This window comes from Zobellia uliginosa (genome assembly GCF_900156625.1).
GTDB classification, from domain to species: Bacteria; Bacteroidota; Bacteroidia; order Flavobacteriales; family Flavobacteriaceae; genus Zobellia; species Zobellia uliginosa.
Genome location: NZ_FTOB01000001.1, coordinates 347,327 through 373,666 on the forward strand (window position 1 = coordinate 347,327; position 26,340 = coordinate 373,666).

The window sequence follows — 26,340 nt, forward strand, 5'->3', positions numbered from 1 at the left end:
CAACCTACAGTACCATGCGCAAATTCATATGGACCTTGCTGCTCTTATCGGGCATTACAACCGCGAGAGGACAGGAGCTCAATTCTCCCCAACTCTCACAATATTTGGCAGATAACCCGTTTGTTCTCTCTCCGGTCTATGCCGGTATCGGAGACCATGTAAAAATCAGGCTTAACGGTCTTACCCAGTGGGTAGGTATTAAAGATGCCCCACAGACCCAGTCATTGGCAGCAGATATGCGTCTAGGCGAACAATCTGGTGTAGGACTGTTCTTGTACAACGATAAAAACGGTTACACCAAACAACAGGGAGCAAGGGTTTCTTTTGCACACCACTTGACCCTTGATAGATACGATGACGAATTTCTATCATTCGGTATTTCATATAACTTTAACCAGTTTAGAATAGATGTCGATAAATTTGTTGATGCCAATCTGGATCCCGGGGTTATCAACAACCGCCAGACCAGTAACCACAACTTTGATGTAGGTGCTTTGTACCGATATGGTAAATTCTATATCAGTGCCAACGCTTCTAACCTTTTAGGTAAAGACCCTAGTAATTTTACGTTCAATGTAGACGAACCTAACGAACTAAGAAACTACTATGTCTATACCGGTTACCGTTATAGAAAAAACAAGAACAGTGACCTGGAAATAGAACCCTCTTTATTGTTCAAAATGTTCGAAAGTGACGGTCGATCGGAAACCGATTTAAACCTGAAGTTCAGATGGTACAATTTTGAGGATTATTTTTATGCAGGTGTGAACTATCGCTTCCTAAATGACCAGATCGGTAGTCCGCTCTACATTGCACCCTTTGCCGGTCTAAAGAAGAACAATTTCTATTTTGGTTACTCGTATCAGATCATTCTTAACGAGATTATTACCTACAGTACAGGTACCCATGTAGTTACCATTGGTGTAGACTTGTTTCAAGGGCTTAGTAACTGTCGTTGTACCTATTAATAAAAAACAAAGCAACAAATTTTGGGCATGAAAATATTTCTAAAAATTACATCTTAGCTTGTTATCCTTATTTGGCCTGTTTCAATTAAGTTTGCAGAAATAAATTTGATTTTGGACAAGGTAAAGGTTAATAACATAAGGGTATATGCCCACCATGGTTGTTTGGCGGAAGAAACCGCTATAGGTAGTGAATATTTGGTCAACGTTGCCGTAGATGCAGACTTAAGTAAGGCATCGGTTTCCGACAAGTTATCCGATACGGTCGATTACGTTCACATCAACCGAATCGTTAAGGAGGAAATGAAAATTCCGTCCAAGCTTTTAGAGCATATCGGTAAACGGATCTTAGATCGGATATTTAAGGAAATAGCCATCGTTCAAAAGGCGGAAGTCGAGGTTTCAAAAATCAACCCTCCTATAGGTGGCGATGTTGAAAAGGTAACCATTGTCTTGAAGCAAAAACGAAAAAAATAGTTTTTTAAGCGCTTTAAACATCATCCTAAACAACTGTAAATCTTTACCCTTACCCGTTTCCTTGCACTTTGTAAATAGAACTGGTGAAAAAAAAGTAAAGTAAAAATAACATTTCCATCAAAAAAACTATCTTTGCACCTGCAAATGGCATCGTGGCCGAGTGGCTAGGCAGAGCTCTGCAAAAGCTTGTACAGCAGTTCGAATCTGCTCGATGCCTCAACAAAAAACCTTCGTAAAATACGAAGGTTTTTTTGTTTCTATCAATGTGCTATGTCTTCACCAAACGAAATCACACCGGTTTCTACTATAATTTTTCAATACGCTCTATACCGTTTTCAATATTGAACTGGTCTTTTGGTAAGAAGCCTTTGACTATAAGTACAATTCCGCATATAATAAGGATAATACCTATACCCTTCTTTATGAGATAAATTCTATTGATCGTCAACTTTTTCTTCAATTGTTTCGCCAAGAGGATCTTAAAGATATCGGTTACAAAATAAGCCCCGACCATGGTGGAAAAGAATACGATGATACGGTTGGGATCATTATTTAGGCTTGGTCCGACCACAATGATAATCCCCAACCAAAAAACAAGTACACCGATGTTGATAAAGTTGAGCAGAAAACCTTTGACGAAGAGCCCCAAGTAATCACTCTTTTTAACTTTGATGCTCGTATCGACCTGTTTAGGAGGTTTTTTGAAAATGGTGGTAATCCCATAAACCAGAAGAATAACGCCCCCAAAGACGTAGAGTCCGGGTTGGTTGCTTAAATTTTCTAGAAGTTGAAAACTACTGAAATAGGCAATAACAAGAAAAATGCCATCGGCAAGGATAACTCCGAAATCAAAAACGATTGCGGCCCTAAACCCCTTAATGGCACTGGTTTCAAGAAGCACAAAAAACACAGGCCCAATCATAAAGCTCAATAAAAAGCCTAATGGAACTGCTGCCTGAATGTCTTCCCACATGCGTTATTCTGCGTATTATAATTAATCGTTCGGGTCGGGTACGGTGCAATCATTGACGCTATTGGTCTAAACGGCAATGTTCATCATACAAAACTAAGGGATTACAACAGGAATGAAAAAATTACATTCGAATTACCTTACCCCCAAAAACCGTTTTCTCATCCATTTTAGCCGGATTTCCATAAACCAGTACCTCTCCACCTGCCTTTACCGTAGCTTTTACATAGTCTGAGGCAAATATCTCGGCCCTTGATCCCGCATTTACGTTAATGGTCGAAAACTTTGTCTTGAACTCCTTACCTTCATAGATACCTCCGGTATTAATGGCCACGTCCTGCAAATTAGAAGAGCCCTTGGTCACTATAACCCCACCGGTAACCGTTTTTATCAACATTTGTTCAACTTCTGCCTTGATGTCGAGCTCACCGCCCTCTTGGGCCTTTAATTCAAGAACCTCTTGTTTTATAGCCTGTTCGCTTATGATGCGGGCATCTTCGTTAACGTCTATAACTACCAGGTTTTCGGTATAGTACAACTCTACAAAAGTGCGGTAACCGCTAAAGATCTTTCCTATTTGCATTCGGATCTTAAGCACCCCATCGTTATTAACAATGGCCACCTTGTTGATATTCTCACCGGTTATGATCGCTTTGTTCACATCTGATTTTATCAGTTTAACCGATAGACCATCAAACGCCTTGACCTCAGTAAACTTCGTAAGGTCTTGTGTCATTTTTTCCCCTTGGGCCTCAAGTAAATTCTGCCCGAGTATAAAAACGACAAGCCACACAAATTTTTTCATGATGTACCTTTTAGGTTTATTATCGTTCAAAAACAAAATCCATTCAAAGAAATGGACTATCCCTCATGTTTTCCCAGTAATGAAAAATCGAGATGGCGTTTGACCAAATCGGTATTTTTAACCATAACTACGACTTCATCGCCTAACTGATAGGTTTTCTTTGTTTTTTCACCTACAATAGCGTACTCCTTTTCATCAAAGGTATAATAATCATCTTTTATATCGCTTATCCTGACCATGCCCTCACATTTGTTGGCAATGATCTCAACGTAAACGCCCCATTCGGTGACCCCGCTGATTACCCCCACAAACTCTTGGTCTTGGTGATCTTGCATAAACTTAATCTGCATGTATTTGATCGAATCGCGTTCAGCGCTAGAGGCCAAGTATTCCATATCCGACGAATGTTTACATTTCTGTTCGTAAACCTCTTCTTTGGCCGAATCGCCCCCATCTAGGTAATGTTGCAACAAACGGTGCACCATGACATCGGGATATCTTCTGATCGGCGAAGTAAAATGGGTATAGTAATCAAATGCCAAACCATAGTGCCCAATATTTTGGGTCGTATAGATGGCCTTGCTCATACTACGTATGGTCAGCGTATCTACCAAATTCTGTTCCTTCTTCCCCTTAACGTCGCTCAAGAGCTGGTTTAAAGAGGCGCTAATGGACTTTTTATCCTGAAAGTCTATCTTGTGACCAAACCTTGATATCAAGCCGTTAAGCGCTATTAATTTATCTTCGTCCGGATCATCATGGATACGATATACAAAGGTTTTTTTCGGTTTTTGTTTTCCGATGAATTCGGCCACCTTTCTATTGGCCAGTAGCATAAATTCTTCGATCAGCTTGTTGGCATCCTTAGATTCTTTAAAGAAAACTCCTATGGGCTCGCTATTTTCGTTCAGATTAAAACGTACTTCAACCTTATCGAAAGAAATAGCCCCTTGTTGCATACGTTTATCACGCATGATTTTGGCGAGGCGGTCCATCTCCAAGGTAGCCTTAACTACATCATCTGAAACCGAATAGGCCTCTTCACGTATAGAAATATCCTCAGGAATATGGCCTTCACCGGTTTCTATAATATGTTGGGCTTCCTCATAGGCAAAACGTTCGTTCGAATTAATGACCGTTCGACCGAACCATTGCTTCTTTATCTGTGCCTTTTTATCGATTTCGAAAACTGCAGAAAAGGTATATTTTTCTTCATTCGGTCTTAGGGAACAGGCATTGTTCGACAAGACTTCAGGAAGCATGGGTACCACTCGATCCACCAAATAGACCGATGTGGCCCTTTCATAAGCTTCATCATCTAAAATGGTATCGGGTTCGAGGTAATGCGATACATCGGCAATGTGGATACCAATCTCATAATTGCCATTTTCTAGCACTTCAAAGGAAAGGGCATCATCAAAATCCTTGGCATCCTTGGGATCGATGGTAAAGGTCAATGTATCTCTCATATCCCTTCTTTTGGCAATCTCCTCTTCCTTTATGGAAGTATCTATCTTATCGGCAAAATGTTCGACTTCCTCAGGAAAATCGTAGGGAAGTCCGTATTCGGCCAAAATAGCGTGAATTTCGGTATTGTGTTCCCCGGGTTTTCCGAGAACCTCGGTAATTGTTCCGGTAGGTGAATCGTCTCCATCGGGCCAACTTTCGAACCTTACGACTACTTTGTCACCATCATTGGCACCCTTTATCTGGCCTTTCGGAACAAAGAAATCGGTATACATCCTAAAATCGGTAGGACGGACAAAGGCAAAGGTCTTCTGTAGATCGACTATACCGACAAACTCGGTTTTCTTACGTTCCAATACTTTGGTAACCTCACCTTCTAGCTTCTTTCCTTTTCTTCTAGGAAAGATATATACCTCTACGGTATCGCCGTGAAAGGCCTTGTTTACTTTGTTATACGGAACGAATACGTCATCGTCTAGACCTTCTATAACGATATAGGCATTCCCACGTCCGGTAAGGTCAACCGTACCGACACTGTATTTTTTAGTACTAGAGGCGATAGCCTTGTAACTTCCTTTGGCTTCTTCCTGTATTCTATTCTTTTCTTTGAGTTGCCCTAACCTTTTTATCAATTGGTTACGGTCTTGAGTATTGTTTAGACCAAGTAATGCGGCCATTTGTTTATAATTAAAGCTCTTCTGTGGTTCTTTTTCAAGTATAGTGAAGATACCTTTAGTTATCTCGTTGTTTTTATGGTTACGAGATTGTTTTTTCTTTTTTGACATTAACTGTTTTTATTTGAACGTAAATTACGAATTATAATCGACTACCCTTAATCGTACCCCTCATCTTGATCTAAAACAAGGTTATCAACAAGTATATTATAATTTCTTTTTCTTTTAAATTTTTAAAAAATAAAATGGTGGTTATGATAGCTTGTTAATAGTGCTCATAAAATTATGGGAAAAAATTTGCTCTGAACGTGTTTAAGAAGTTGTTGACAATCTATACAATTATCATTTACCAGAAAACCAATATGATAGAATAATTATCCATAATCGTTCATAAGGTTTATCAACATAAATTTTTTAATAAGTAAACGTAAATTTAATGTTAATTAGGGTAGATAAGATTTTAATAGTGGATTATAAAAAGAGGAAAAATATATTTCTCATTTCACGAATAGTTTTGTAGAGTACTATTCAAACGAGAAATCAAAATTTAAGATCTAATTTCTATTGTAAGGTTATTAACAATAAATACACCTTTTTAACAATGACAAATTAACAACGTACATCTCTTGTAATAAAACTTATGTTGTGAGTGTACCATAAATTGTGGTGAATCAGTTCTATTTGTACCTTTACGCCTAAAATCAAAGGTTTTTAATAGGGACATACCTCTATATAATTAATGTCAAACCATTCGTCCCATATAAGAAGTAAGATACAATGAAAATAGCTATTGGTAATGATCACGCAGGTACAGATTATAAATTGGCCATTGTTGGGCTGTTAAAATCTATGAGTATAGATATAACAAATTATGGTACCGATACTATCGATAGCGTTGATTATGCCGATTTTGTACACCCTGTGGCTACCGATGTCCATAATGGCGATGTTGATTTTGGTATCATTATATGTGGAAGCGGTAACGGCGCCTCAATGACGGCCAACAAGCATCAAAAAGTACGTTGCGCCTTGTGTTGGACTAAAGAAATCGTTCAGTTGAGCAGGGAACATAACGATGCCAACGTATTGAGTATACCCGCACGTTTTGTTTCATTGCCCCAGGCATTGGAAATGGTAAAGACATTTTTAGATACGCCTTTTGAAGGTGGTAGGCACGAAAGAAGAATAGAAAAAATTCCTTGTAGTTAAAAAGGTAAAGCCCTACTTTTATAAGAGGGTTCATAAATTACCTTTCAATCGAGCACCACACCAGTTTAGATGCCATGGGCCTATACCGTGCAATGCACTTTAGGGCCTTGCCATTAGCGTTAAGAACAACTGTTAATTTATTTTTGAGATGAAATGGGAAACTTACATGATCGTTCCCACGGCCATTCGCATTCCGATTTAAAGGGAAGAAACCTAATTATATCTATTTTCCTAAACCTGTTGATAACGGTTTGCCAAATTATCGGGGGGCTCGTTTCAGGTAGCTTGTCCTTGCTTTCGGATGCCTTGCACAATTTCAGTGATGTACTTTCCCTTATCGTTAGTTATATCGCTACGTTGCTAGCTAAAAAAGAGGCCTCTACGAATAGGACTTTTGGCTATAAACGTGCCGAGATCATTGCCGCCTTTATCAATGCGGCTACATTGATCGTAGTGGCCATTATTTTAATAAAAGAAGCTTCGGAACGTTTTTTGCAACCCCAAAAAGTAGAATCCGACCTGGTTATTTGGCTTTCGTTATTGGGTATTGCCGCCAATGGTTTTAGTGTACTGTTGTTGAAAAAAGATGCACAGAGCAGTATGAACATGAAATCGGCCTATTTGCATCTGTTAACGGATATGTTGGCTTCCGTAGCGGTACTTATAGGTGGCCTGGTAATGAAATTTTATGAAGTATATTGGGTAGATGCGGCCTTGACCCTGGTGATTGCCCTTTACCTGATTTTTGTAGGATATGATTTATTAAAGGAATCGACACGGGTCTTAATGCTATTTACACCTAATACCATTCAGGTTCGGCAAATTGTCGAGGAAGTAGGCATGATCGATTCGGTGAAAAATATACATCATATTCATATCTGGCAATTAAATGAAAATGAGGTACACTTAGAGGCACATGTAGATTTCAAGGAAGACGTCAAGCTTTCTGAGTTTGACAAGGTTTTAGGGCAAATAGAGGAAATTGTATATCACAAATTCGGTATCAACCACGTTACCATACAACCTGAATACGGTAAGAGTGATAGTAAACAGATAATAGTTCAAGATTGATAGAATGAAAATACAGATAAAATCGTTTGAAGAACTAACGACAACGGAGCTTTATGAGCTACTTAAGATAAGAAGCGAAATATTCGTTGTTGAACAAGATTGCGTGTATTTGGATATCGACGGCAAAGACCAGAAGGCCCTGCACGTAATCGGAAAGAGAAACAATGACATTGTAGCGTATACCCGAATTTTTAAAGGGGGAGATTATTTTGAAGAGGCCAGTATCGGTAGGGTAGTGGTCAAGGCTTCAGAAAGAAAATACGGCTACGGAAAAGAGATCGTTAAGGCTTCAATACATGCCATAGAATATCATTTTAAGGAAAGACGTATAAAAGTATCGGCACAATTGTACCTTGAACGCTTTTATCACACCTTAGGCTTCAATCAAATAGGCGATGGCTATCTCGAAGATGGTATACCCCATATTGCAATGATCAGAGATAAGTAAGGTCCGTTTATACGGACCTTTTATTTTTATAATTACGAAATGTACGATTAAATGCGAATAGGTTCTTTGTTGGTAAGGTTGATATCTTCCAACATATTATCGGTGAACTTGTAGTGTCCCTTGGTGGTAATGATACGGAAGCGGTTTGAGTTCATTCGACTTAAAGTATCCAAGAAAAGCCATTTGGTTTTTAAGAGTCTTGGTTTAGAGGATTTAAGGCTTATTTCAAAGTAATATTTTCTACCGTTCTTAAGGGCTACGATATCTGGTGTAATCTTTGAATCGCTTCCTTTTCTAACATAGGATTTAGGAGTTTCGTACCCCTCTATATCCGCTTTAATATCTTCAAAGCCCGTAGCTTCGAGATGATTGATCGACTTCTCTAAAAATTCTTTGTTTTCTGACTTTTCTGTTGTTACCATAAAGGATAAGATAGTAAAATTTTGTATAAAAACAAGTTTTGAGTATTGATTAACAGCATTTTAAGAGCTTAAAAAACACTATTCAATTTTATGGTACTATTTATAGAAACCGACCAAATAGTCGGTTAGCGATTGCTCCGCTTGGGACATGGAAGATTCACAACCGATAAAAAGAAGCTTTGAATCGCCGTAAAGCTATACTACTGTATATATTCAAGACTTTGCCCGATTTACCGACCAAACGGTCTGTAAAAGTCTTAGGCCAGTCTTTTGGCAACACCGGATTCCTCTAAAAAATCGAGTTTCAAAATAAGGTTTAAAGGGTTTTCCACCTTGTTTTTGGTTGACGAAAACAGATATCCTTCGCTTCTATGGTGTAGCATATCCAGTTTTATTTTACCGTGTAGCTTTTGGCGCAATAAGGCATACTTTTTTATAGAGGCCGCGGTAATGGAACGGCGCTTCAAAAGGGCAATGAGTTTTTGCCGGTTTACCAAGGTGATTTTACATGAGGTAAAAGTGTTCGGGGCATCGGCATAAATAGAAGTAACCAAAGCATAGAAATCCGTTTTCTTAGAGGTATCGAATAACCAACCTTTCTTTAATGAACCTTTCTTTTCATAATTCAGTTCAAAGGCAAAGGTGGGCAGGTTTTCATTGACATAATCGAGCTGTGCCTTTTCGTCTATAAAAAATTGCTTTCCATTGGTTTTGTGCCTAAAGATGAGGTCTATGCCTTTCAATTGGCGACTTAGGTCGCTTACCCGCTCAAAGGTGTAATGTTTAAGGTAGTGTTTGTAATAGCGGTCCAGTAAAATATAAAGCCTTTGTTCCCGTTCTAGATCCGATTTGAAATTACTCTGAGTAGACATGTTACATTGATAGATGTAATTTTTAAGGGATTAAACATCAATTTTATCCGCTAGGGCTTCGGCTATTTTTTCAACAACGCCAACAACCAGGGCATTGCCCATAAAAAAGGCCCGTTTGGTATCGCTTATGCCCTCTAAAAGTGTGTGATTGTCAGGAAACATATTCAAGCGTTCGAGTTCTACGGGCGTTAAGCGTCTCAATCCCTTTTGGGTCTGTACCACATGCTTGAAACGAGAAGGCGATTTTCCGCCCTCTCCGGTAATGATAGTCCTTGAAGCATTGTCCAATGCATCGGGAAATATCATCCCCCCTTCGCTGTAGTTATAGGTAAAACCTGATTTGGCTGTTCGTACTTCCTTTTTTGCCCCTTTTAAGTATTCCCATTTATGATAGTCCTCTTCGGGAATGAAAAAGGCTTCGGTGACCTCCCCGTTTTGAAGCACATCGCCCAAAACGGTACGTTTGCCATCGTAGCTAGGTGCCGTTTTTACGGTAAAGACCTTTCCGTCGATAAATACCCCCGAGTTTTGAAAAGGGGAAAGTCCTTCTCCCAAATTAAAATTCTCCGAAATATGTACCAAATCTCCCTCGATTTTGAAGGATGTGGGCTTTTGTACCGTTTGTTGAACGGGAAAAGCAGCAGGCATCGTTCCCGATGTATGTATCCAATCGGCGGCATCCGATTTTTTAAGGGCGTTATAAAGGGGAGTTGATTTGTGGTAGCCCAAGAAAAAAATGCGTCTACGGCGTTGGGGCATACCATAGTCCGCAGCGTTAATCACGCGCCATTCGACCGCATAGCCCAAGTCGTCCAAACTTTTCAACATAATGGCAAAATCACGGCCACGTTGGGCAGAAGGTGATTTTAACAGGCGGTCTACATTTTCAAGAAATAAGTACTTGGGTGGGTTTTTCTTTTCAGACAATATGCGGTGTATGCTCCACCAGAGGACCCCTTTTTTACCGATCAGCCCTTTGGAATTTTGTAAAGTGGTCGCTACCGAGTAATCTTGGCAGGGAAAACCACCTACCAAAAGGTCGGCATCGGGAATGGCATCGGTAGGAACTTCGGCTATATCTTCGTTACAATGATTGGCCTTACCGAAGCGGGCCTCATAAACGATAGAAGCATGTTGCGTTTTTGTAGAAGGTTCCCATTGGTTGCTCCAGACGACCTCGTATTGTCCGGTTTTTTCGAGTCCGAGGCGGAATCCTCCGACCCCTGCAAAAAGTTCTATTGCCTTGAGTTTGCTCATTTGCGATAAAATTACATAATTTCACGAAGAGACTGTTTCAAAATAGCCTCTAATGCAACGAAAAAATGATAATAAATTTAAGAATGAAGGGATATAAGATAGGTGGTTTGATGATTGGTTTTTTAGTATTGTTTTTGGTTTCCTGTACCGAAAAAAGCAAGAAGGAAGCCAAGCTTTTAAAGACTATTTCCGAAATACGGGAGGAATATGCACCAGATAAAAGAACCGCACTTTTTGATGTTCACGTTTTTACCGATACCGAAAAATATATATTAAAAGGGGAAAGCAACCTGCCGGAAGCTATAGGAAAATTGAGGGCGACCTTAAAGGCAGAAAACATTACCTATACCGATGCCATAGAAATATTACCTTCAAAGGAACTTGGGAAAAAGACATGGGCCGTTGTCAATATCTCGGTGGCCAATCTTAGGAGCAAGCCCAAACATTCTGCAGAATTGGCCACACAGGCTACCTTGGGTACCCCGGTAAAGGTTTTTAAGAAAGACGATGACTGGTATTATATTCAAACTCCCGATAAATATCTGTCTTGGGTCGATGCAGGGGGAATTGTTTTGATGGATAAAAGCCAAGCCGAAAACTGGAAAAACAAAAACAAACTTATTTATACCGAAACGGCCGGATATTCGTATCAGGACGCTAAGGAGGGACAACGAGTTTCCGACTTGGTCGCCGGGGATATTTTGGAGATGATAGGGGAGACCGAAGAATTTTTTGAAGTGCAATATCCCGATGGAAGAAAGGCCTTTGTGAGTAAAGAAGAATCGGAACCCTATGAAAGTTGGTTGGAAAAATTGGATCCAAGTCAAGAGAGCCTTGTCGCCACCTCAAAAACACTGATGGGTGTGCCGTATTTATGGGGAGGGACCTCGACCAAGGGAATGGACTGTAGCGGTTTTACCAAAACCATATTCTTTCTCAACGGAATGATCATCCCAAGGGATGCCTCACAACAGGTACACACGGGTAAAGCGGTTGATTCCGTCAAAAATTTTGATAATCTACAAAAAGGCGATTTGCTGTTCTTTGGAAGAAAAGCCACCGACTCAACCGCTGAAAAAGTGGTACACGTGGGCATGTGGATCGGGAACAATGAGTTTATACATGCCTCAGAGATGGTACGCATTAGCAGTATGGATAAAAATGCCGATAACTATGACGAGTTCAACCACGACCGTTATCTACGTTCAAAACGCATCTTAAAGGAAAATGACGATGCCTTGATTAGTTTGGTTAAAGACCCTGTTTTTAAGGATTAATGCTCGTTGTGGGCACGAGCATGATGCTCGCGCTAGCGGGGGGTTTTACTTCAGACGAGTATGAGGCATACGTTAGTGGGCGGTATGAACAGTTATGAAATAGAAGTTTAATGTTCCATCCCAATTTTAACGGTAGAAACAATGGTTTCCATATCATCAAGGCTCTGATGAATACTTACATAAGCGTCCAATTGGAGCAGTCCATCATAATCAATAGGTTCTCCATTATCTAATTTTGAAACTACGGTTTCTCCAACGGAACACGTACATTTTTTGAGTGTGATAGCAATATTGTCTTTTTCGTCACCACTACTGTACCTAATGTAAGCAGGATGTTCATCTGTATTGGAATCGACTAATTTTACCAATACGTTTGTCGTGCCATCATCTCCTTCCGTAAAGGTTACCGTACCGGTAACATTGAAACCTTCCGTGGCTTCAAGTTGATATACTGTGCTTCGTAAGGCCTCTTCATGGTCATCATCATTGTTACAAGCCACTGATAAAACCACAATTACAAATAAAGACAGAAGTGATATATACTTTTTCATTCTACAGTTTATAGATTTAAAATTACTTTTTTTCGACCCTTATTAAATACATAATAAGGCCACCCCAAAAAAGATGCTAATGTAGATATTAAAATATTACAGAAATTAAGAAATTAAAAAAAAATAGGGATTGAAAAAATGATTTAGGTTCGCAGGGAAACCCTTGCTTAAAAATAGCCGGTTCTTTCGTAATATTCTCTTGGTGATGTGTTTAACACGCCCCATGGTTTTGTCTTTTCGGCTGTAAAGAAACATCCCCGTCCTTCGGGAACCGCCTTCAAAGGGGTGTTTTTTACTTAACACGGGCACAATGTTCGTGCTAATGGGGACAATTTACTTTTCTTGTAGAACACCTTCCTTGTAGTGCTTAACGGTTTTTGATTGCCCTGTTTCATCATAGTAACACCATTCCCCTTCCTTTTTACCGTTTTTATAACTTCCTTCTTCCCTTAGAATGCCTGATTTATAATAGAAATCTTTAAATCTGCCATCTCCGTTTAGTCCAAAATTGGTAGTATAGAGCATGTTTCCATTGGTATTATAAACCTTATATACTCCGAATAAAAGGCCATTCTTGAAGTTTTCGGTCTTTATCAATTTATTCTTGAAGGTGGTTTTCCAAAGACCATTTTTATAACCTTTTACAAAAGACCCGAGTTGATTAAAATCGGTTTTCAGCCCTTTAAAAGGAGTGTTGGGAATATCATTTCCTTCCCCGTCATAATCTTGCTTTTTCTCTTTTTCTTTTCGAATCGATATAGAATATTTCCCTCCTAGAGCCTTTCCTTTTGGGGAACAATATTTCAATTTACCATCAACATTTTTTGCAATTATATCGAGGGAACCGATAGGCGTAGTTATAGGTTCCATTTTTTTTTGGGCAGACAACAAGGTCATTGTACTGAAATAAACAAGTAATAAATATCTCATATTTATGGATTAGCGTAAAACTTTAAGATTTCTTCCTGCAATACCCCGCTAGCGCAAGCGTCACGCTTGTGCCGCCAAAGGTTTCTCATGTAACGAAGTACAATTAATTATATTGATGTATGTTTGATATTAACTATGACTTAAGGATGAAATTAAAATATACTTTTCTTTTACTTTTTATCAGTGCTTCTCTATTTTCTCAGAGAAGTGGCAATGTTAAGCAAGGTAAAGAGTGGAGTAAAGACGGCTCGTTGTTTGGTGCTAAATCTTTCATTTTTAAAGATATATTAGGGACTTCCGAGGAGGTTAAAAAGTTTGCGATTATACCTCTTTACGCCGCTTCATCTGAGGAGTTAACGACGGTATTTTACAATGCGGAAGAGATGGACAAAAATGGAGTTGTTTTCTGTTTTTACGGTTCCTATTGGAATGATTCGGGAGTATTGTATACTGAATATGGATACAAAAACCTTGATGAAAAAAAAGCTCTAATGTTTCTTAATAAAATACAGGATGTTATTGATTCAAACGAAGATTTTTTGAAGGATGAAAAAAATATAAACAATCTGTTTTTTGACTTTGAAGATATATCTGTTTTAATTTATCACGAAGGAGGTATAAAACTGAGATTGTATTGGGGTAATTTTGACTCAACATGGGATGAAAAAGCATTCTATTGGACGAAAAAAAGATTTGAGAGAGAATTATAATTGAGAAAGATTGATGTTAGCTTAGATTCCTCCACTACGCGAGTGCCAGATTTTTTTCTGTTTTCAAATATCTTAAAATAAGAATGATAGTAAAAACCTAAAAATACCGCTGCAATATTTCCGTAACCGAAGCCTTATAAGAATGACCAAAAAGGTTTAAATGCACTAAGAGATAGTAGAGTTGGTAGAGGTCGTTTCTTTCGTTTTCATGACCTACAGGCCTAAAATGTTCTTGATAGGCACTATAGAAAGAAGGGCCAAAACCTCCAAAGAGTCGGGTCATGGCCAAATCTACTTCGTGATGGCCGTAATACACCGCCGGATCTATTAAATAGGGAGTTCCGTTTTGTGAGATCAAGTAATTTCCGCTCCATAAATCACCATGGAGCAAAGAAGGTTTTGTGTTGGGAAATAGATTTTTACAAGTTGTTAAAAGCTGGTTTTCGGAAGGGATTTCGCCATCATTTAACTTACCCGTTTCTTTTGCCAGTTGCAATTGGGGCATAAGTCGTTCTTGCACATAAAATTCGGCCCATTGCATGTGGTTTGAATTAGATTGGTTAAGCTTGCCGATAAAGTTGTCGGTAGAAAATCCAAATTCCTTTTGGGTCGTATGGTGGTGTAGGGCCGCCAGTTGATGGCCTAAAAGTTCAAAGTCGGTTTCTGTGGGGCGTTTGGGTTCGATATAGTCCATTACCAAAAATCCGCCTTTTTCAAGGGACCCACAGAGTAGAATCTTTGGTACGCCTATGGTTTTAGATTGGGCAATAGCCTCCAAGCCTAATTTTTCGGCCTTGAACAGCTCATAGCCGTTTTCTCCATAATTGATTTTACAAAAAAAACGTTCCGTTTCGGTTTCTAGGAGGTAGGCCTCTGAAATATCACCCCCGGAAACGGATTGAATCCGCTCAATATTCACACAGAGCAAATACGCGATATGTTCCTTTAGGTGCTTATCCACGCCGCTAAGTTAATACTATCGATTGATTTGCCCTGTTGGAGCGAGCTTCGGGCTTGTGACACATCCGTATAATTTCTTGTCCTTCAAAGGGGAGAGCATATCCCGGATATTACTCCAAGGCAAAGGCGATGATCGTATTACCCTTTTTCGTTCCCAATTTTTCGCCCCCACAGGCCAGGGCAATAAATTGTTTTCCGTTTACTTCGTACATCGCCGGCGTGGCAAAGGCCGGGGCGGGCAGTCGGTATTCCCATAACGTGGCTCCCGTATGCTTGTCAAAAACCCTAAAATAACCATCGCGGGTAGCGGCTATAAACAGGAGTCCGTTTTCCGTAACCACGGGCCCGCCGTAGTTTTCGGTTCCTGTCCCGGTGATGCCTTGTTCCAAGAGTTCGGGAGATTCACCTAAGGTAATGGACCAAATATACTCTCCGGTATTTAAATTGATGGCGTGCATGGTTCCCCACGGGGGGGCTATGGCCGGCAGGCCGTTTTTATCCAAAAACTTGTTGTAGCCCATATGTTTGTAGGGCGTGCGGTATCCTTTTTCGGCATTCGTTTTTTCCACAAGGTTATGTTTGATTTCTTGGTTGAACAGAAAACGGATGAGGGCGTCTTTTTCCCTTGGCTTTAATTGGGGAAAGCCCGTCATCATACCTTTTCCGTTTGCAATGATAGAAGAGATTTCTTCCCTAGATTTACGGAGTTCAATATCTACCAATGTGGGGAAGCCGCTTGCGGCCAGTCCCTTCCTATCCGCTTGATGGCAGCTTGAGCAATATTGGGTATAGGTAGCCTCGCCCAAGGGCAGGGTTTCTAGCTTGGTGTCGTTTAGGCCCATTTGCATGATCCAGGGCATCTCGTTTGAATTCACGTAAATAATCCCTTCTTCGGGGTCTGCCGCCGTACCGCCCCATTCCGCCGCTCCGTCGTAACCGGGCAAGAGCAAGGTAGGCTCCAAACTGGGCGGGGCATAGATACGCTTGTCCAGTTTCCGTAAAATGGCCCTGAGCGAATCGGGGTTTTCGGCATAGGGACTCACATTGTTTTCGGTGATGTCGGTCGATTGCCGGGCAAAGGGTTTTGGTTTTACGGGGATGGGCTGGGTAGGCCAAGCTTCTTCCCCGTTCAAAGTGGAGGGCGGTACGGGCACTTCTTCGATATCAAAAAGGGGTTCGCCCGTTTTTCGGTCGAACACGTACACATAGCCCTGTTTGGTCACTTGGGCCACGGCGGCAATTTTTCTGCCTTCCCGTTCTACCGTCAACAGGTTGGGCGGGGCAGGGGGATCGCGGTCCCAGAGGTCGTGATGGGTAAATTGAAAGTGCCATAGCCTTTGGCCCGTATTCGCATCCAAGGCGAGCAGGCAGTCGGAATAGAGGTTGCTTCCTTTTCGGGCTCCCCCGTAAAAATCAGGGGCGGCTGAACCTATAGGGGCATAGATAATTTCGAGTTCCTCGTCTACGGCCATACCGGCCCAATTATTTGCCGCACCGACCTCGTCGCTTCGATAGGCGTTTTCTTCCCAAGTATCATAGCCTTCCTCCCCAGGATGCGGAATGGTATGGAAGACCCATTCCAAGGCCCCGGTAAGTACGTTGAAGGCCATAAGGTTTCCCGGAGCCGCGCCTGCCCCTTCGGAGAGCCGAAGCGGCATTACGATGAGGTTTTTGAAGATGCTTCCGGGGGTATTGGATATTACAAACTTTTCCCGTGCGCTTTCGGGCATTCCCGAACGCAGGTCGACCTTGCCCTTATCGCCAAATGTGGGTATGGGCTTTCCCGTAAGGGCATCCAAGGCATAGAGATGGGGCCCGCGGGTACAGAGGATCCGTTTGTCATCGCCCTGTTCCCAATACGACAGCCCTCTGCTGGTAGAGTGCCACACTTGTATGGAATCGCCGAATTGCCAAATTTCCTTGCCCGTTTCGGCATGTAGGGCCACCACCCTTAGGGCGGCGGTAACCCCGTACAAGATACTATCGACCACCAAGGGGTTCATCTGCATCTGGCCCCAATCCTTGGCTTCATAGGTCCACGCGACCTTTAGGTCCTGAACGTTTTCCTTGGTAAAGTCCGAAAGCGTGGAGTAATGGCTTCGGCCGGAATCGCCCAAATAGGAAGACCATGTGGTATAGGCCTTATTTACCGGTTCTTGTTTTGTATCTGATCGACAACTAAAAAGTACGGTTCCTAAAACCGTACACAACACGGGTATAACTAATTTTTTTAAATACATTTAGGAGAAAGTATAGCTTCCTTAAATGTAGTCAAAAACTAAAAACTGGGTTGTAATCAACTTTTTACCAATTGAATTCTACGGTTTCATTCGGTTTTAAAGTAAGCTCCTTCTGCTTTGTGCCGTGTTTTAAAACGGTAGCCCCCCCGGTAACGGAATGTATTTTTACCTTGGTAGGCACTTTATTGTTCCAAGTAATGGCCACTTCAAAATTTCCACGTGCTTTTAAACCCTTGACGGAACCATTGGCCCAAACATCGGGCAAAGCGGGTAAAAGGCGAATTTCTTGCAAGGAGGACTGCACCAACATTTCTACCACTGCGGCGGCTCCACCAAAATTCCCGTCGATTTGGAAGGGTGGGTGGGCGTCAAACAGGTTCGGATAGGTTCCGCCTCCTTTTTCATAGGAAGCCCTTACGCCGTCAGGGGCCACATAACGTAGCAGCTCACGATATTGTTTGTATGCACGGTTTCCGTCGAGCAAGCGGGCCCAAAGATTAATACGCCATCCTTTTGACCATCCTGTAGTTTCGTCGCCCTTAATGTTTAAAGTGGTTCTTGTGGCGTCTGCTAATTCGGGAGTATTTTCCGGACTGATATGATGCCCCGGGTAAAGGCCGTACAAGTGTGATTGATGGCGATGCTTGGGATCTACGTCTTCCCAATCGTGGTACCATTCCTGTAGATTACCTTTTTTTCCTACTTGATAGGGATAGAGCTTGGCCAGGGCCTTTTCCAGTTGGGTCTTGAACGCTGCGTCGGTTTTTAAGATTTCAGAGGCGGCTATGGTCTGTTGAAAACATTCCCTGATCATGGCAAGGTCGGATGTGGAACCGTACAAGGTAGCGCCTTGATATCCGTCTGGGGTGATGAACTTGTTTTCCGGTGATGTTCCGGGCGAAGTCACCAAGTTTCCATCTTTATCTTCTACGAGCCACTCCAAACAAAATTCAGCAGCTCCCTTCAGAAGGGGATAGGCTCTGTTTTTTAGAAAATCCAAATCTTGGGAAAAAGTGTAGTGTTCCCATAAATGGGAGCTTAACCATGTTCCGCCCATATTCCAATTGGCCCAATTGATTCCACCTTGACCAAAATCGCCCACGGGGTTGCTCATCGCCCAAATATCCGAATTATGGCATGCGGCCCATCCACCGGCACCGTAAAAGGTCTTAGCGGTAATTTTTCCCGTTTGGGCTATATTTTCTATAAAGCCCAGCATAGGCTGGTGCATTTCTGAAAGATTTGCGTTTTCGGCCAGCCAATAATTTTCCTCGGCATTGATATTAAGGGTGTAGTTACTGCTCCATGGCGGTCTGATGTAGGGGTTCCAAATTCCTTGTAAATTGGCAGGTACATTCGGTGTTCTAGAACTGGAAATCAACAAATACCGACCATATTGAAAATAAAGTACTTCAAGGTTTTTGTCTTCCTCCCCTTTTGCGTAGCGTTTTAGGCGCTTGTCGGTAGGCAAGTCTTCCGCAGTAGTTTTTCCAAGGTCTAAATGCACCCGGTTAAAATATTTTTGATGGTCTTTCAGGTGGGCTTCGAACAAGGCGTCAAATGGCTTTGAACTTGCTTTAGAGAGTTGTGAACTTGCCATTGCTTTATGGTCGAGACCTTCGGTGGCCGGGTTTTTGTCAAATCCGTTAAAACTCGTGGCAATGGAAACATAAATAACAGCTTCAGTGGCGTCTTTTAGGGCTACCGAATGGTCAGTGTCGATGAGTTTTCCATCGGTATGCCTTATTTTAAAAAGCGTGGTAAAACGCGTACCCCTATTCGGGTCAAATTGCACCGGATTGGGCATTTTTCCGCGATAACTGGGCTCTACGTGATAGGGGGCATAGCCGTTTACTTCTAAGATAGGGCCATTGGTGGCAAGCTCATATTTGAGCAAACTGTTGAATCCGATGTTAAAATTAAGGGCAGCTTTTTTACTGCTCTTTAGCCGAATGACCATGGCTTGGTCCGTATGCGAAATAAAGTACTCGCGCGTAAAAGTAATGCCATCGACCTTGTAGGTCACCGTAGACAGTGCTTTTTCGAGTTCAAGCTGGCGGTGATAGGATTGCGGCTGGTTTTTGTGCTTAAAATTGAGGTATACCGTACCCAAGGGCATGTATGATTGTGAGAAACTCCCCTGTAATTTGCTTTGCAAGGCATCTGCCAGTTTGTAATTATCGTTTTTTAGGGCCTCGCGAATGGCGGGAAGGTTTTTATACGCTTCCGGATTCATATACGGGTCTACGGGTTCGCCGCTCCACAGGGTGGCATCGTTCAAATAAATCGAATCTGTGGCAACACCTCCAAAGATAGAAGCTCCGGCCTTTCCGTTGCCCAGAACCAAGGTCTCCTCAAAATGTTCGGCCGGCCGGTCGAACCAAAGCGTATGGGCCGATTGAGATGAGAGCAGGTTTACCGAGACCAAGGAAAACAAAACGGGAATTATGGAAGCTATTTTCAACAAATAAGCGAACGGTTTTTTCATAAAAATGAAGGTATATAAAATTAAACCTTAGCAAGATAGCAGCAATTAGTAAATGACAATGGTATTATTTTTTCTAAATTAGGGCAAATTTCAACCCAAAAGTCCCGATTTATCACGTTAGGGCAAAAATACCCCTGAGGGTGAAATTCTAACTTGATCCAACCAGCCTATGTCTCAATTAGCCGAAAATGTATCGAAGCGTCTTTTTTCCTTGGATGTTTTTAGAGGTCTTACCATGTTTCTATTGATTGCGGAAGCAGCGGGTTTTCACCACAACTTTTCTGAATTGACCGAGGGCACGGCATTTTCGGGTTTAGCACATCAATTGCACCACCACCCGTGGAACGGACTCCGGTTTTGGGATTTGATCCAGCCCTTTTTTATGTTTATCGTTGGGGTGGCCATGCCCTTCTCTTTGCGAAAACGACTGGCCTCAGGAGACAAAAAAGGGGTGACCAAACACATTTTACGGCGTTGTTTTTTACTGTTCGCCTTCGGGGTGCTCCTGCATTGCGTATACAGTCATGCCTTGGTTTGGGAACTGTGGAACGTGTTGGTACAATTGGCCTTCACTATCTTGATCGCCTATGCGGTAATGAACCTTTCGAATAAGACACAGATAGGCATATCTTTAGGTTTATTGCTGCTAACCGAAGTTTTGTATCGCGCTTATAACCCTGAAGCGCCCTATGCGCAGAACCATCAGAGTTTTGGTGCGTATATCGATATGCTGGTCATGGGGCGGGTAAACGATGGCTATTGGGTGTTCGTAAACTTTATACCGACCGCCGCGCATACCATTTGGGGAGTTATTTGCGGAAAGGTCTTATTGTCACACATCCCTTCAACCCAAAAGATCAAACCTTTTTTGATTTGGGGAACGGTTTTGGTGGTTCTTGGGTTTGCTATGGATTTTGCCGGAATCACACCGATAGTTAAACGTATTGCTACTAGTTCTTTTACCTTGGCATCGGGAGGCATCGCCATTTTGACCCTAAGCCTTTTCTACTGGCTTATCGACATAAAAGGGTATCAAAGGAATTGGCTGAAAATTTTCTCCGTAGTGGGCACCAATTCCATTTTTATCTACCTCTTCGCAGAAACGGTAGGGGCACAATGGTTTCGTGGCTTTGGAAAAATTTGGACGGAAGGCCTATTGGCACCCATGGGTATCTCTGAAAAGGTCATTATGGTCATCAACGCCTTGTTTGTACTGTACATCTTTTGGTACATTACCTACTTTTTAGACAAGCATAAGGTCTACTTTAAAGTTTAAAACTCATATCTCAAATATAATTTTATCAATACGCATACTATGAATCGCACTAAAATTGGCCTTTTTATTTTTTGTATGGCCCTAATGGCCTGTAACTCTGCTAAAACAACGGTTACCGATGCGGGCTGGGAAGATATGTTCAACGGAAAAAATTTAGATAGATGGACCACTAAAATACACCATTACGAAACCGGCGATAATTTTGGTGATACCTTTCGGGCCGAAGACGGTATGATCAAAGTACGTTACGATAAATACGATGGTGATTTTAACGATAGGTTCGGGCATTTGTATTATGACAAACCCTACTCGTATTTCCACCTTTCCCTTGAATATCGTTTTGTAGGGGAGCTGCATCCGGGCGCACCGGTTTTTACCGTGATGAACAGTGGGGTCATGTACCATTCACAGGATCCGCGTACCATGTTAAAAGAACAGAACTGGCCCATATCCGTTGAGATGCAATTTTTGGGCGGTGTGAATGAGGGCGAAGAAAGACCAACTGGCAATATGTGCTCGCCGGGTACTGAAATCGTTTATCAGGGCGAACTCTACCCAAGCCACTGTTTGAGCTCTTCTTCCAAAACCTATTACGGAGACCAATGGGTAAAGGCCGAATTGATCGTAAGGGGTGATTCTTTGGTAACGCACATTATAAACGGGGAAGTTGTTTTAGAATATACAAAACCTCAAATTGGCGGTGGTACCGTAGTGGGTTACGATCCCAAGGTAAAAATTGATGGTAAGCTTTTAAAAGAGGGGATGATCGCCTTGCAGAGTGAAGGGCAGCCTATAGATTTCAGGAATATCAAGATCAAGAACCTGAAGCCCTGATATTTTAGAAATTATTTTTCGTACAGTTCAAGGGGAAGTCCATCGGGATCGGCAGAGAAGGTAAATTTACGACCAGTAAATTCGTCGGTCCTGATGGGCTCGACACTTATGCCTTGGTCTGACAGCCTTTTACTTTCGTGGGCAACATCGTCTACCTCAAAGGCCAAATGGCGCAAACCTTGGGCCTCGGGCCTAGAAGGACGTATTGGCGGGTCGGGAAAGGAAAAGAGTTCAATGATGTATTCCCCATTAAGGGCGAGGTCTAATTTGTACGACTGCCTTGCCTCCCTAAATACTTCGCTAAGAATCTCCAAGCCTAGAATATCTACATAAAAATGTTTTGACTTTTGATAGTCGGAGCAGATGATCGCAATATGGTGGATCTTGTTCAGGGCCATGGTCGAATGATTTGGAGTACAATTATTTTAAGATGCTCCAATATTTACTTTCATTGCTCAAAAGTTCGGTAGCGGCCAAGATAGCCTCATCGTTCTTAAGGTAATAGTCGTAAAGGCCTTCACGGTAGAAATAGCGTTTGACGATTTCGTCTTCCAGCTTGTTCTTTATTTCGTTTTGGTAGTCTTCCAAGGCCGTGATCTTGCTTTTTTCAATATCGAGCAAAAGCTTTTTAAAATCGTTTTCTATGGCGTCGTTAAAAATAACCTCTTCGCGATTGGTCATGGCCGTCTTCAGGGTTTTTTCAGTCTTGGTCTCAAAGGAGAAATCACTTTTTGAGACAAAGTTTTTAAAGTCCTGATAGTCGCTATCGGAAAATTTGAACGCGTTCACATCGTTCACTTGATGCTCGTAGAAGTATTTCGTGGCATAGTCGAAGATGACGTTGTTTTGCAAGAGGGCCATGGTCAATTCGTTAGCCTTAGTAGCGGCTATTTCAATATCGGGCAGCACACCACCGCCATCTTGGACCTTACGTCCGTTACGGGTGGTAAAATCATGAATATCGGTTTTTTGAACGGCGTTGCCGTCCTTATCCCTGTTCCAATAATCGAGCGATTGGATGCATCTTCCCGATGGGGTGTAATAACGGCTAATGGTCACTTTTAGTTGGGTACCATAGGTCAGTTTCAAGGGGCGCTGTACCAAGCCTTTTCCAAAGCTACGGGCTCCCATGATTACGGCACGGTCAAGATCTTGGAGTCCGCCCGAAACGATTTCACTGGCTGAGGCACTACTTCCGTTTACGAGCACTACCAAGGGGATTTCCATATCCACCGGCTTGTTCTTTGTCTTATATTCCCTATTGAATTTTTTGACCTTTGATTTGGTGGTCACGATCAATTCGCCTTTGTCAACGAAGAGATTGGTGACATTGATGGCTTCGGAAAGCAATCCTCTGGGGTTGTCCCTAAGATCCAATATAATTTTTTCGGCACCTTTACCCTTGAGGTCTAAAAGGGCGGCCTTGGTTTCGCTTGAAGCCTTGGCGTTGAATTTTGAGAGAACGATATAGCCGGTCTTGTCATCTACCATTTTATAGAAGGGTACCGCATCTACTTCAACGGCGGCACGAGTTATGGTGGCCACCTTGGTCTCGCCTTGTCTTTTAAAGGTAACTTCTACCGAAGTATTGTTGGCCCCTTTTAGAAGCTCACTGGCGTTATCGTCAAAATCGGAAACCTTAATGGCGCCGATTTTGATAATTTCATCACCGGCCTTGAGTCCGGCTTTGTCGGCAGGGTAGCCCTTATATGGTTCTATGATCAATAGGCGGTCTTTGAACGAGCGTACTAGGGCACCTATTCCCGAGTATTCCCCCGCATTGTTGATACGGTAGGTCTCTACGTCTTGTTCGTTTAAAAATTTGGTGTAGGGGTCAAGGTCGTCTAACATGTTCTTTATAGCCGTATCCATCAACTCTGCAGGGTTGGTCTCGTCTACATAGTTCATGTTAAGCTCTTTAAAGAGGGTAGTGAAAATTTCGATTTGTTTGGCAATCTCGAAGAAATCACTCTTTACAAACCCACTACCTATTACCAGAATAAGCACGGCAAAGGTGGAAACCAGCAGTTTTTTGCCGAAAAAATTTTTCATGTTACTTGTCGTTTGTGAGGGTTTTGGTTCTTAAAACCCATAAATTCTTGTTGTTTTAGACGCCTATTACGATTCATTTTTAGCTACAAACCGTTGAAGCAAGGCTTTCATGCTTCGCTCGGTAGAGGCATATGAAGGCATATCTTTACCAAGGTATAAAAATAAAAACGCAAAAGAGCCTTCCGTATTGTTAAGAATGTCGGGTTTGTTCAAACGGTAACTTTCACGTAATAAGCGCTTGATGCGATTGCGTTTCACGGCACTTTTAAAGTTCTTTTTAGGTACGGCCATACCGGCCTTAAAACGGACTTCATCGTTAAAAGGGGCGGGTAGGTATATGAGTTTTATCGGATAGACGGAAACGGACTTCCCCTCGGCGAACAAGCGTTCGATAAGCTTTTTGCTTTTCAGCTTTTCTTTTTTCGGGAAAGTGAAGTTCGACATGTACCTATGTTTAAAAAATCGCCCCCTGGGAAGAGGGGGCGATTACAAATTTAATTCTTGAAATGGAAAGTAGTGTATATTATGGCGTTTTTTGCCAAACATTGTCTTCCAAGTCGATATCGGCCATTAATTGTGAAGGGTCGATCACTACTGCTTTTACGTTTTCAAGCGGTTTGTCGAAAGTGAAGCTGTAGTTGGACTGCGCCCATGGCCAATCTTCTAATACCGTTCGGTTTATTTGTGGATAAGGATTTTCCTTTTCCCCACGCATCATGCGCAATGGTGCGTAAAAGGTCTCTTTTGTTCCATCTTCATATATCACTAGAATATCTATAGGCATAGGCATGGCCCCTTTACGGACTAAGGAAACCTCGGTTTTACCTTCCTTGTCCTTAACATCGGTAATACCGTAATCTATGGTATTGGTCGTCTGTGTCCAGTCCGTTAGATACCAATCGAGTTCCATGCCCGAGACTTTTTCGGCGGTACGTTTGATATCGTTGGGTGTGGGATGCTTGAACTTGAAATCTTCATAATACTTGCGAAGGGTTTCCATCAATTTATCCTGACCGATAACATAGCCCAGTTGCGACAAGAAAATAGAGCCCTTGCTGTAAGCGGCTATTCCATAGGCAAAGTTCAGGTCGTAGCGGTCGGCATGGGTGGTCTGGGGTTGTTCCTTACCGGAATTTACCAAGCTGTAATAACCTTTGTAGGTACCTTCAAAAGGATTCTCCTTGTTCTCTTGCATGACCTCGTTCATGGCCAAGGAAGAGATAAAGGTGGTAAAGCCTTCGTCCATCCATTCGTGTTTCGATTCGTTGGTGGCCAAGATGTGTTGAAACCAAGAATGTGCCATTTCATGGGCCGTGACCCCTACCAAGCTTCCAAATTTTCTTTCACCGGTAATCAGTGTGGCCATGGCGTATTCCATACCGCCGTCACCGCCTTGTATAACGGAATACTGCTCGTATGGGTATTCGCCTATGTTTTTGTTGAAAAACTTCATGAGCTCCGCTGTTTTGGGCTGAAGTTTTTTCCAGTTGTCTATAATCTCTTTATTGTCTTTGTACAAAAAGTGAAGCGTAGGCCCGTTTTCTACCTGAAGGGTATCGTGTATATAATCGGGGTCTGCAGCCCACATAAAGTCGTGTACCATCGGTGCCTTAAAGTGCCATGTAAGGGTCTTGCCTTTCTGTTTTTTCACCTTGGTACCGGGCGCTTCATAGCCGTGACCGATTTCTTGAGGGTTTTGCAGGTAGCCGGTTCCTCCCACTACATATTTTTTGTCTAGGGTCAGCTTTACGTCAAAATCGCCCCAAACGCCGTGAAATTCACGCGCAATGTAGGGGTCGGCATGCCATCCTTCAAAATCGTATTCGGCTAATTTCGGATACCATTGGCTCATAGACAGGGCTACACCTTCGGCACTGTTTCTTCCGGCCCTTCTGACCTGTAATGGAACCTGGCCCTTGAATTCCATTTCAAAGGTGGTCTTTCCTCCAGGAGGTATCGGTTGGGCCAATTCGACCACTAAAATCGTTTCCTCCTCTACAAAATCGACCTTAACACCGTCTTGGGTGAGCGAGTTTACGTGCAGATAACCGATTTCACTTTCCTTTAGGCTGGCAATACGGCTCTTCTTTTGATCATCGGTCATTCTACCGTCGGGATCCGGAATGCTCTGTAGTCGCATATCCATTTCGCTTCCCGGCTGAAATGCATTGAAAAACAAATGGTAGTATACGCGACTAAGCTCGTCTGGGGAGTTGTTGGTATAGACCAGTTTTTGCGTACCGGTATATTGAAAGTTGTCGACGTTCATATCAACTTCCATGGTGTAATCCACGTGCTGTTGCCAATATGAACCGTTTTGCGCAACCGCCGCTTGCCCCAATAAGAGCATTACGGCGGCTATTCCTTTAAAAAAGTGTTTCATAC

At 42.1% G+C, this 26,340-nt stretch carries 24 protein-coding genes and 1 tRNA gene; 10 read left to right on the top strand and 15 right to left on the bottom strand.

Annotated elements, in window-relative coordinates:
* Positions 1-14: 14 nt before the first annotated feature.
* The 3 genes from BW980_RS01410 (at position 15) to BW980_RS01420 (ending at position 1,659) form a co-directional block, all read left to right on the top strand.
* Positions 15-968, top strand: coding sequence for a PorP/SprF family type IX secretion system membrane protein (locus BW980_RS01410; protein WP_076453178.1), 954 nt, complete (start codon positions 15-17; stop codon positions 966-968).
* A gap of 111 nt (positions 969-1,079) precedes the next feature.
* The gene (gene folB / locus BW980_RS01415) at positions 1,080-1,442 is read left to right on the top strand and encodes a dihydroneopterin aldolase (RefSeq protein ID WP_013993064.1); all 363 of its coding nucleotides are present in this window, start codon (positions 1,080-1,082) and stop codon (positions 1,440-1,442) included.
* Positions 1,443-1,588: 146 nt separating this feature from the next.
* Positions 1,589-1,659, top strand: a tRNA-Cys gene (locus BW980_RS01420).
* A gap of 87 nt (positions 1,660-1,746) precedes the next feature.
* On the opposite strand, the gene BW980_RS01425 is transcribed toward BW980_RS01420, so the two are convergent.
* The 3 genes from BW980_RS01425 to rnr form a co-directional block, all read right to left on the bottom strand.
* Entirely contained in the window at positions 1,747-2,415 is a 669-nt protein-coding gene (locus BW980_RS01425) for a LysE family translocator (RefSeq protein ID WP_076453179.1), read from the bottom strand.
* Between the two features lie 121 nt (positions 2,416-2,536).
* Positions 2,537-3,217 carry a head GIN domain-containing protein gene (locus BW980_RS01430; protein ID WP_076453180.1) on the bottom strand — a complete coding sequence of 227 codons (681 nt, stop codon included), beginning with the start codon at positions 3,215-3,217 and terminating at the stop codon, positions 2,537-2,539.
* A gap of 56 nt (positions 3,218-3,273) precedes the next feature.
* Positions 3,274-5,469 (bottom strand): ribonuclease R, encoded by a 2,196-nt coding sequence (gene rnr, locus BW980_RS01435; RefSeq protein WP_076453181.1) that lies wholly within the window; start codon positions 5,467-5,469, stop codon positions 3,274-3,276.
* 666 nt (positions 5,470-6,135) lie between these two features.
* Here rnr and BW980_RS01440 point away from each other — a divergent pair.
* From BW980_RS01440 to BW980_RS01450, 3 genes are all read left to right on the top strand, one after another.
* Positions 6,136-6,567, top strand: coding sequence for an RpiB/LacA/LacB family sugar-phosphate isomerase (locus BW980_RS01440; protein ID WP_076453182.1), 432 nt, complete (start codon positions 6,136-6,138; stop codon positions 6,565-6,567).
* A gap of 153 nt (positions 6,568-6,720) precedes the next feature.
* Entirely contained in the window at positions 6,721-7,638 is a 918-nt protein-coding gene (locus BW980_RS01445; RefSeq protein ID WP_076453183.1) for a cation diffusion facilitator family transporter, read from the top strand.
* A gap of 4 nt (positions 7,639-7,642) precedes the next feature.
* Positions 7,643-8,086 carry a GNAT family N-acetyltransferase gene (locus tag BW980_RS01450; protein WP_076453184.1) on the top strand — a complete coding sequence of 148 codons (444 nt, stop codon included), beginning with the start codon at positions 7,643-7,645 and terminating at the stop codon, positions 8,084-8,086.
* A gap of 47 nt (positions 8,087-8,133) precedes the next feature.
* Here BW980_RS01450 and BW980_RS01455 read toward each other — a convergent pair whose 3' ends face one another.
* The 3 genes from BW980_RS01455 to dcm form a co-directional block, all read right to left on the bottom strand.
* A complete protein-coding gene (locus BW980_RS01455; RefSeq protein WP_013993057.1) occupies positions 8,134-8,508 on the bottom strand; it encodes a hypothetical protein in 375 nt (124 codons plus the stop codon).
* 257 nt (positions 8,509-8,765) lie between these two features.
* Positions 8,766-9,380 (bottom strand): hypothetical protein, encoded by a 615-nt coding sequence (locus tag BW980_RS01460; protein WP_076453185.1) that lies wholly within the window; start codon positions 9,378-9,380, stop codon positions 8,766-8,768.
* A 30-nt stretch (positions 9,381-9,410) separates the two neighbouring features.
* On the bottom strand, positions 9,411-10,637 hold the full coding sequence (gene dcm / locus BW980_RS01465; RefSeq protein ID WP_076453186.1) for a DNA (cytosine-5-)-methyltransferase: 1,227 nt from the start codon (positions 10,635-10,637) through the stop codon (positions 9,411-9,413).
* An 83-nt stretch (positions 10,638-10,720) separates the two neighbouring features.
* Between dcm and BW980_RS01470 the strand changes: the two genes are divergently transcribed.
* A complete protein-coding gene (locus tag BW980_RS01470; RefSeq protein WP_076453187.1) occupies positions 10,721-11,914 on the top strand; it encodes a C40 family peptidase in 1,194 nt (397 codons plus the stop codon).
* 107 nt (positions 11,915-12,021) lie between these two features.
* Here BW980_RS01470 and BW980_RS01475 read toward each other — a convergent pair whose 3' ends face one another.
* Entirely contained in the window at positions 12,022-12,465 is a 444-nt protein-coding gene (locus BW980_RS01475; protein ID WP_076453188.1) for a hypothetical protein, read from the bottom strand.
* A 333-nt stretch (positions 12,466-12,798) separates the two neighbouring features.
* Positions 12,799-13,395: a toxin-antitoxin system YwqK family antitoxin gene (locus tag BW980_RS01480; protein ID WP_139327568.1), complete on the bottom strand. Its 597-nt coding sequence runs from the start codon at positions 13,393-13,395 to the stop codon at positions 12,799-12,801.
* A gap of 119 nt (positions 13,396-13,514) precedes the next feature.
* On the opposite strand from BW980_RS01480, the gene BW980_RS01485 reads away from it, so the two are divergent.
* Positions 13,515-14,105, top strand: coding sequence for a hypothetical protein (locus tag BW980_RS01485; protein WP_076453190.1), 591 nt, complete (start codon positions 13,515-13,517; stop codon positions 14,103-14,105).
* Positions 14,106-14,202: 97 nt separating this feature from the next.
* Here the strand turns inward: BW980_RS01485 and BW980_RS01490 are convergent, their stop codons facing one another.
* The 3 genes from BW980_RS01490 to BW980_RS01500 form a co-directional block, all read right to left on the bottom strand.
* A complete protein-coding gene (locus tag BW980_RS01490; protein ID WP_076453191.1) occupies positions 14,203-15,066 on the bottom strand; it encodes a fructosamine kinase family protein in 864 nt (287 codons plus the stop codon).
* Between the two features lie 109 nt (positions 15,067-15,175).
* On the bottom strand, positions 15,176-17,305 hold the full coding sequence (locus BW980_RS01495) for an outer membrane protein assembly factor BamB family protein (RefSeq protein WP_076453192.1): 2,130 nt from the start codon (positions 17,303-17,305) through the stop codon (positions 15,176-15,178).
* A gap of 64 nt (positions 17,306-17,369) precedes the next feature.
* On the bottom strand, positions 17,370-19,793 hold the full coding sequence (locus tag BW980_RS01500) for a glycoside hydrolase family 95 protein (RefSeq protein ID WP_083690318.1): 2,424 nt from the start codon (positions 19,791-19,793) through the stop codon (positions 17,370-17,372).
* A 169-nt stretch (positions 19,794-19,962) separates the two neighbouring features.
* Between BW980_RS01500 and BW980_RS01505 the strand changes: the two genes are divergently transcribed.
* Together BW980_RS01505 and BW980_RS01510 are read left to right on the top strand one after the other, a co-directional pair.
* Complete coding sequence (locus tag BW980_RS01505; protein WP_076453193.1) at positions 19,963-21,069, top strand: acyltransferase family protein; 1,107 nt, start codon at positions 19,963-19,965, stop codon at positions 21,067-21,069.
* A gap of 39 nt (positions 21,070-21,108) precedes the next feature.
* Complete coding sequence (locus tag BW980_RS01510) at positions 21,109-21,903, top strand: 3-keto-disaccharide hydrolase (protein ID WP_076453194.1); 795 nt, start codon at positions 21,109-21,111, stop codon at positions 21,901-21,903.
* A gap of 11 nt (positions 21,904-21,914) precedes the next feature.
* Here BW980_RS01510 and gloA2 read toward each other — a convergent pair whose 3' ends face one another.
* The 4 genes from gloA2 to BW980_RS01530 all read right to left on the bottom strand — a co-directional run bounded on the left by gloA2 (position 21,915) and on the right by BW980_RS01530 (position 26,338).
* Positions 21,915-22,301, bottom strand: a complete 387-nt coding sequence (gene gloA2, locus BW980_RS01515) for an SMU1112c/YaeR family gloxylase I-like metalloprotein (protein ID WP_076453195.1) — start codon at positions 22,299-22,301, stop codon at positions 21,915-21,917.
* A gap of 22 nt (positions 22,302-22,323) precedes the next feature.
* Positions 22,324-23,955: a S41 family peptidase gene (locus BW980_RS01520; RefSeq protein ID WP_076453196.1), complete on the bottom strand. Its 1,632-nt coding sequence runs from the start codon at positions 23,953-23,955 to the stop codon at positions 22,324-22,326.
* Positions 23,956-24,021: 66 nt separating this feature from the next.
* The gene (rnpA, locus tag BW980_RS01525; protein WP_076453197.1) at positions 24,022-24,399 is read right to left on the bottom strand and encodes a ribonuclease P protein component; all 378 of its coding nucleotides are present in this window, start codon (positions 24,397-24,399) and stop codon (positions 24,022-24,024) included.
* Positions 24,400-24,478: 79 nt separating this feature from the next.
* Positions 24,479-26,338 carry a M1 family metallopeptidase gene (locus BW980_RS01530; protein WP_076453198.1) on the bottom strand — a complete coding sequence of 620 codons (1,860 nt, stop codon included), beginning with the start codon at positions 26,336-26,338 and terminating at the stop codon, positions 24,479-24,481.
* Positions 26,339-26,340 lie beyond the last annotated feature (2 nt).

Bases quoted from the DNA above. Each gene is read 5' to 3' on its own strand.
- BW980_RS01410 (WP_076453178.1), top strand. From the start codon at position 15: ATGCGCAAATTCATATGGACCTTGCTGCTCTTATCGGGCATTACAACC.
- BW980_RS01425 (WP_076453179.1), bottom strand. From the start codon at position 2,415: ATGTGGGAAGACATTCAGGCAGCAGTTCCATTAGGCTTTTTATTGAGC.
- BW980_RS01430 (WP_076453180.1), bottom strand. From the start codon at position 3,217: ATGAAAAAATTTGTGTGGCTTGTCGTTTTTATACTCGGGCAGAATTTA.
- rnr (WP_076453181.1), bottom strand. From the start codon at position 5,469: ATGTCAAAAAAGAAAAAACAATCTCGTAACCATAAAAACAACGAGATA.
- BW980_RS01440 (WP_076453182.1), top strand. From the start codon at position 6,136: ATGAAAATAGCTATTGGTAATGATCACGCAGGTACAGATTATAAATTG.
- BW980_RS01445 (WP_076453183.1), top strand. From the start codon at position 6,721: ATGGGAAACTTACATGATCGTTCCCACGGCCATTCGCATTCCGATTTA.
- BW980_RS01450 (WP_076453184.1), top strand. From the start codon at position 7,643: ATGAAAATACAGATAAAATCGTTTGAAGAACTAACGACAACGGAGCTT.
- BW980_RS01455 (WP_013993057.1), bottom strand. From the start codon at position 8,508: ATGGTAACAACAGAAAAGTCAGAAAACAAAGAATTTTTAGAGAAGTCG.
- BW980_RS01460 (WP_076453185.1), bottom strand. From the start codon at position 9,380: ATGTCTACTCAGAGTAATTTCAAATCGGATCTAGAACGGGAACAAAGG.
- dcm (WP_076453186.1), bottom strand. From the start codon at position 10,637: ATGAGCAAACTCAAGGCAATAGAACTTTTTGCAGGGGTCGGAGGATTC.
- BW980_RS01470 (WP_076453187.1), top strand. From the start codon at position 10,721: ATGAAGGGATATAAGATAGGTGGTTTGATGATTGGTTTTTTAGTATTG.
- BW980_RS01475 (WP_076453188.1), bottom strand. From the start codon at position 12,465: ATGAAAAAGTATATATCACTTCTGTCTTTATTTGTAATTGTGGTTTTA.
- BW980_RS01480 (WP_139327568.1), bottom strand. From the start codon at position 13,395: ATGAGATATTTATTACTTGTTTATTTCAGTACAATGACCTTGTTGTCT.
- BW980_RS01485 (WP_076453190.1), top strand. From the start codon at position 13,515: ATGTTTGATATTAACTATGACTTAAGGATGAAATTAAAATATACTTTT.
- BW980_RS01495 (WP_076453192.1), bottom strand. From the start codon at position 17,305: ATGTATTTAAAAAAATTAGTTATACCCGTGTTGTGTACGGTTTTAGGA.
- BW980_RS01500 (WP_083690318.1), bottom strand. From the start codon at position 19,793: ATGAAAAAACCGTTCGCTTATTTGTTGAAAATAGCTTCCATAATTCCC.
- BW980_RS01505 (WP_076453193.1), top strand. From the start codon at position 19,963: ATGTCTCAATTAGCCGAAAATGTATCGAAGCGTCTTTTTTCCTTGGAT.
- BW980_RS01510 (WP_076453194.1), top strand. From the start codon at position 21,109: ATGAATCGCACTAAAATTGGCCTTTTTATTTTTTGTATGGCCCTAATG.
- gloA2 (WP_076453195.1), bottom strand. From the start codon at position 22,301: ATGGCCCTGAACAAGATCCACCATATTGCGATCATCTGCTCCGACTAT.
- BW980_RS01520 (WP_076453196.1), bottom strand. From the start codon at position 23,955: ATGAAAAATTTTTTCGGCAAAAAACTGCTGGTTTCCACCTTTGCCGTG.
- rnpA (WP_076453197.1), bottom strand. From the start codon at position 24,399: ATGTCGAACTTCACTTTCCCGAAAAAAGAAAAGCTGAAAAGCAAAAAG.
- BW980_RS01530 (WP_076453198.1), bottom strand. From the start codon at position 26,338: ATGAAACACTTTTTTAAAGGAATAGCCGCCGTAATGCTCTTATTGGGG.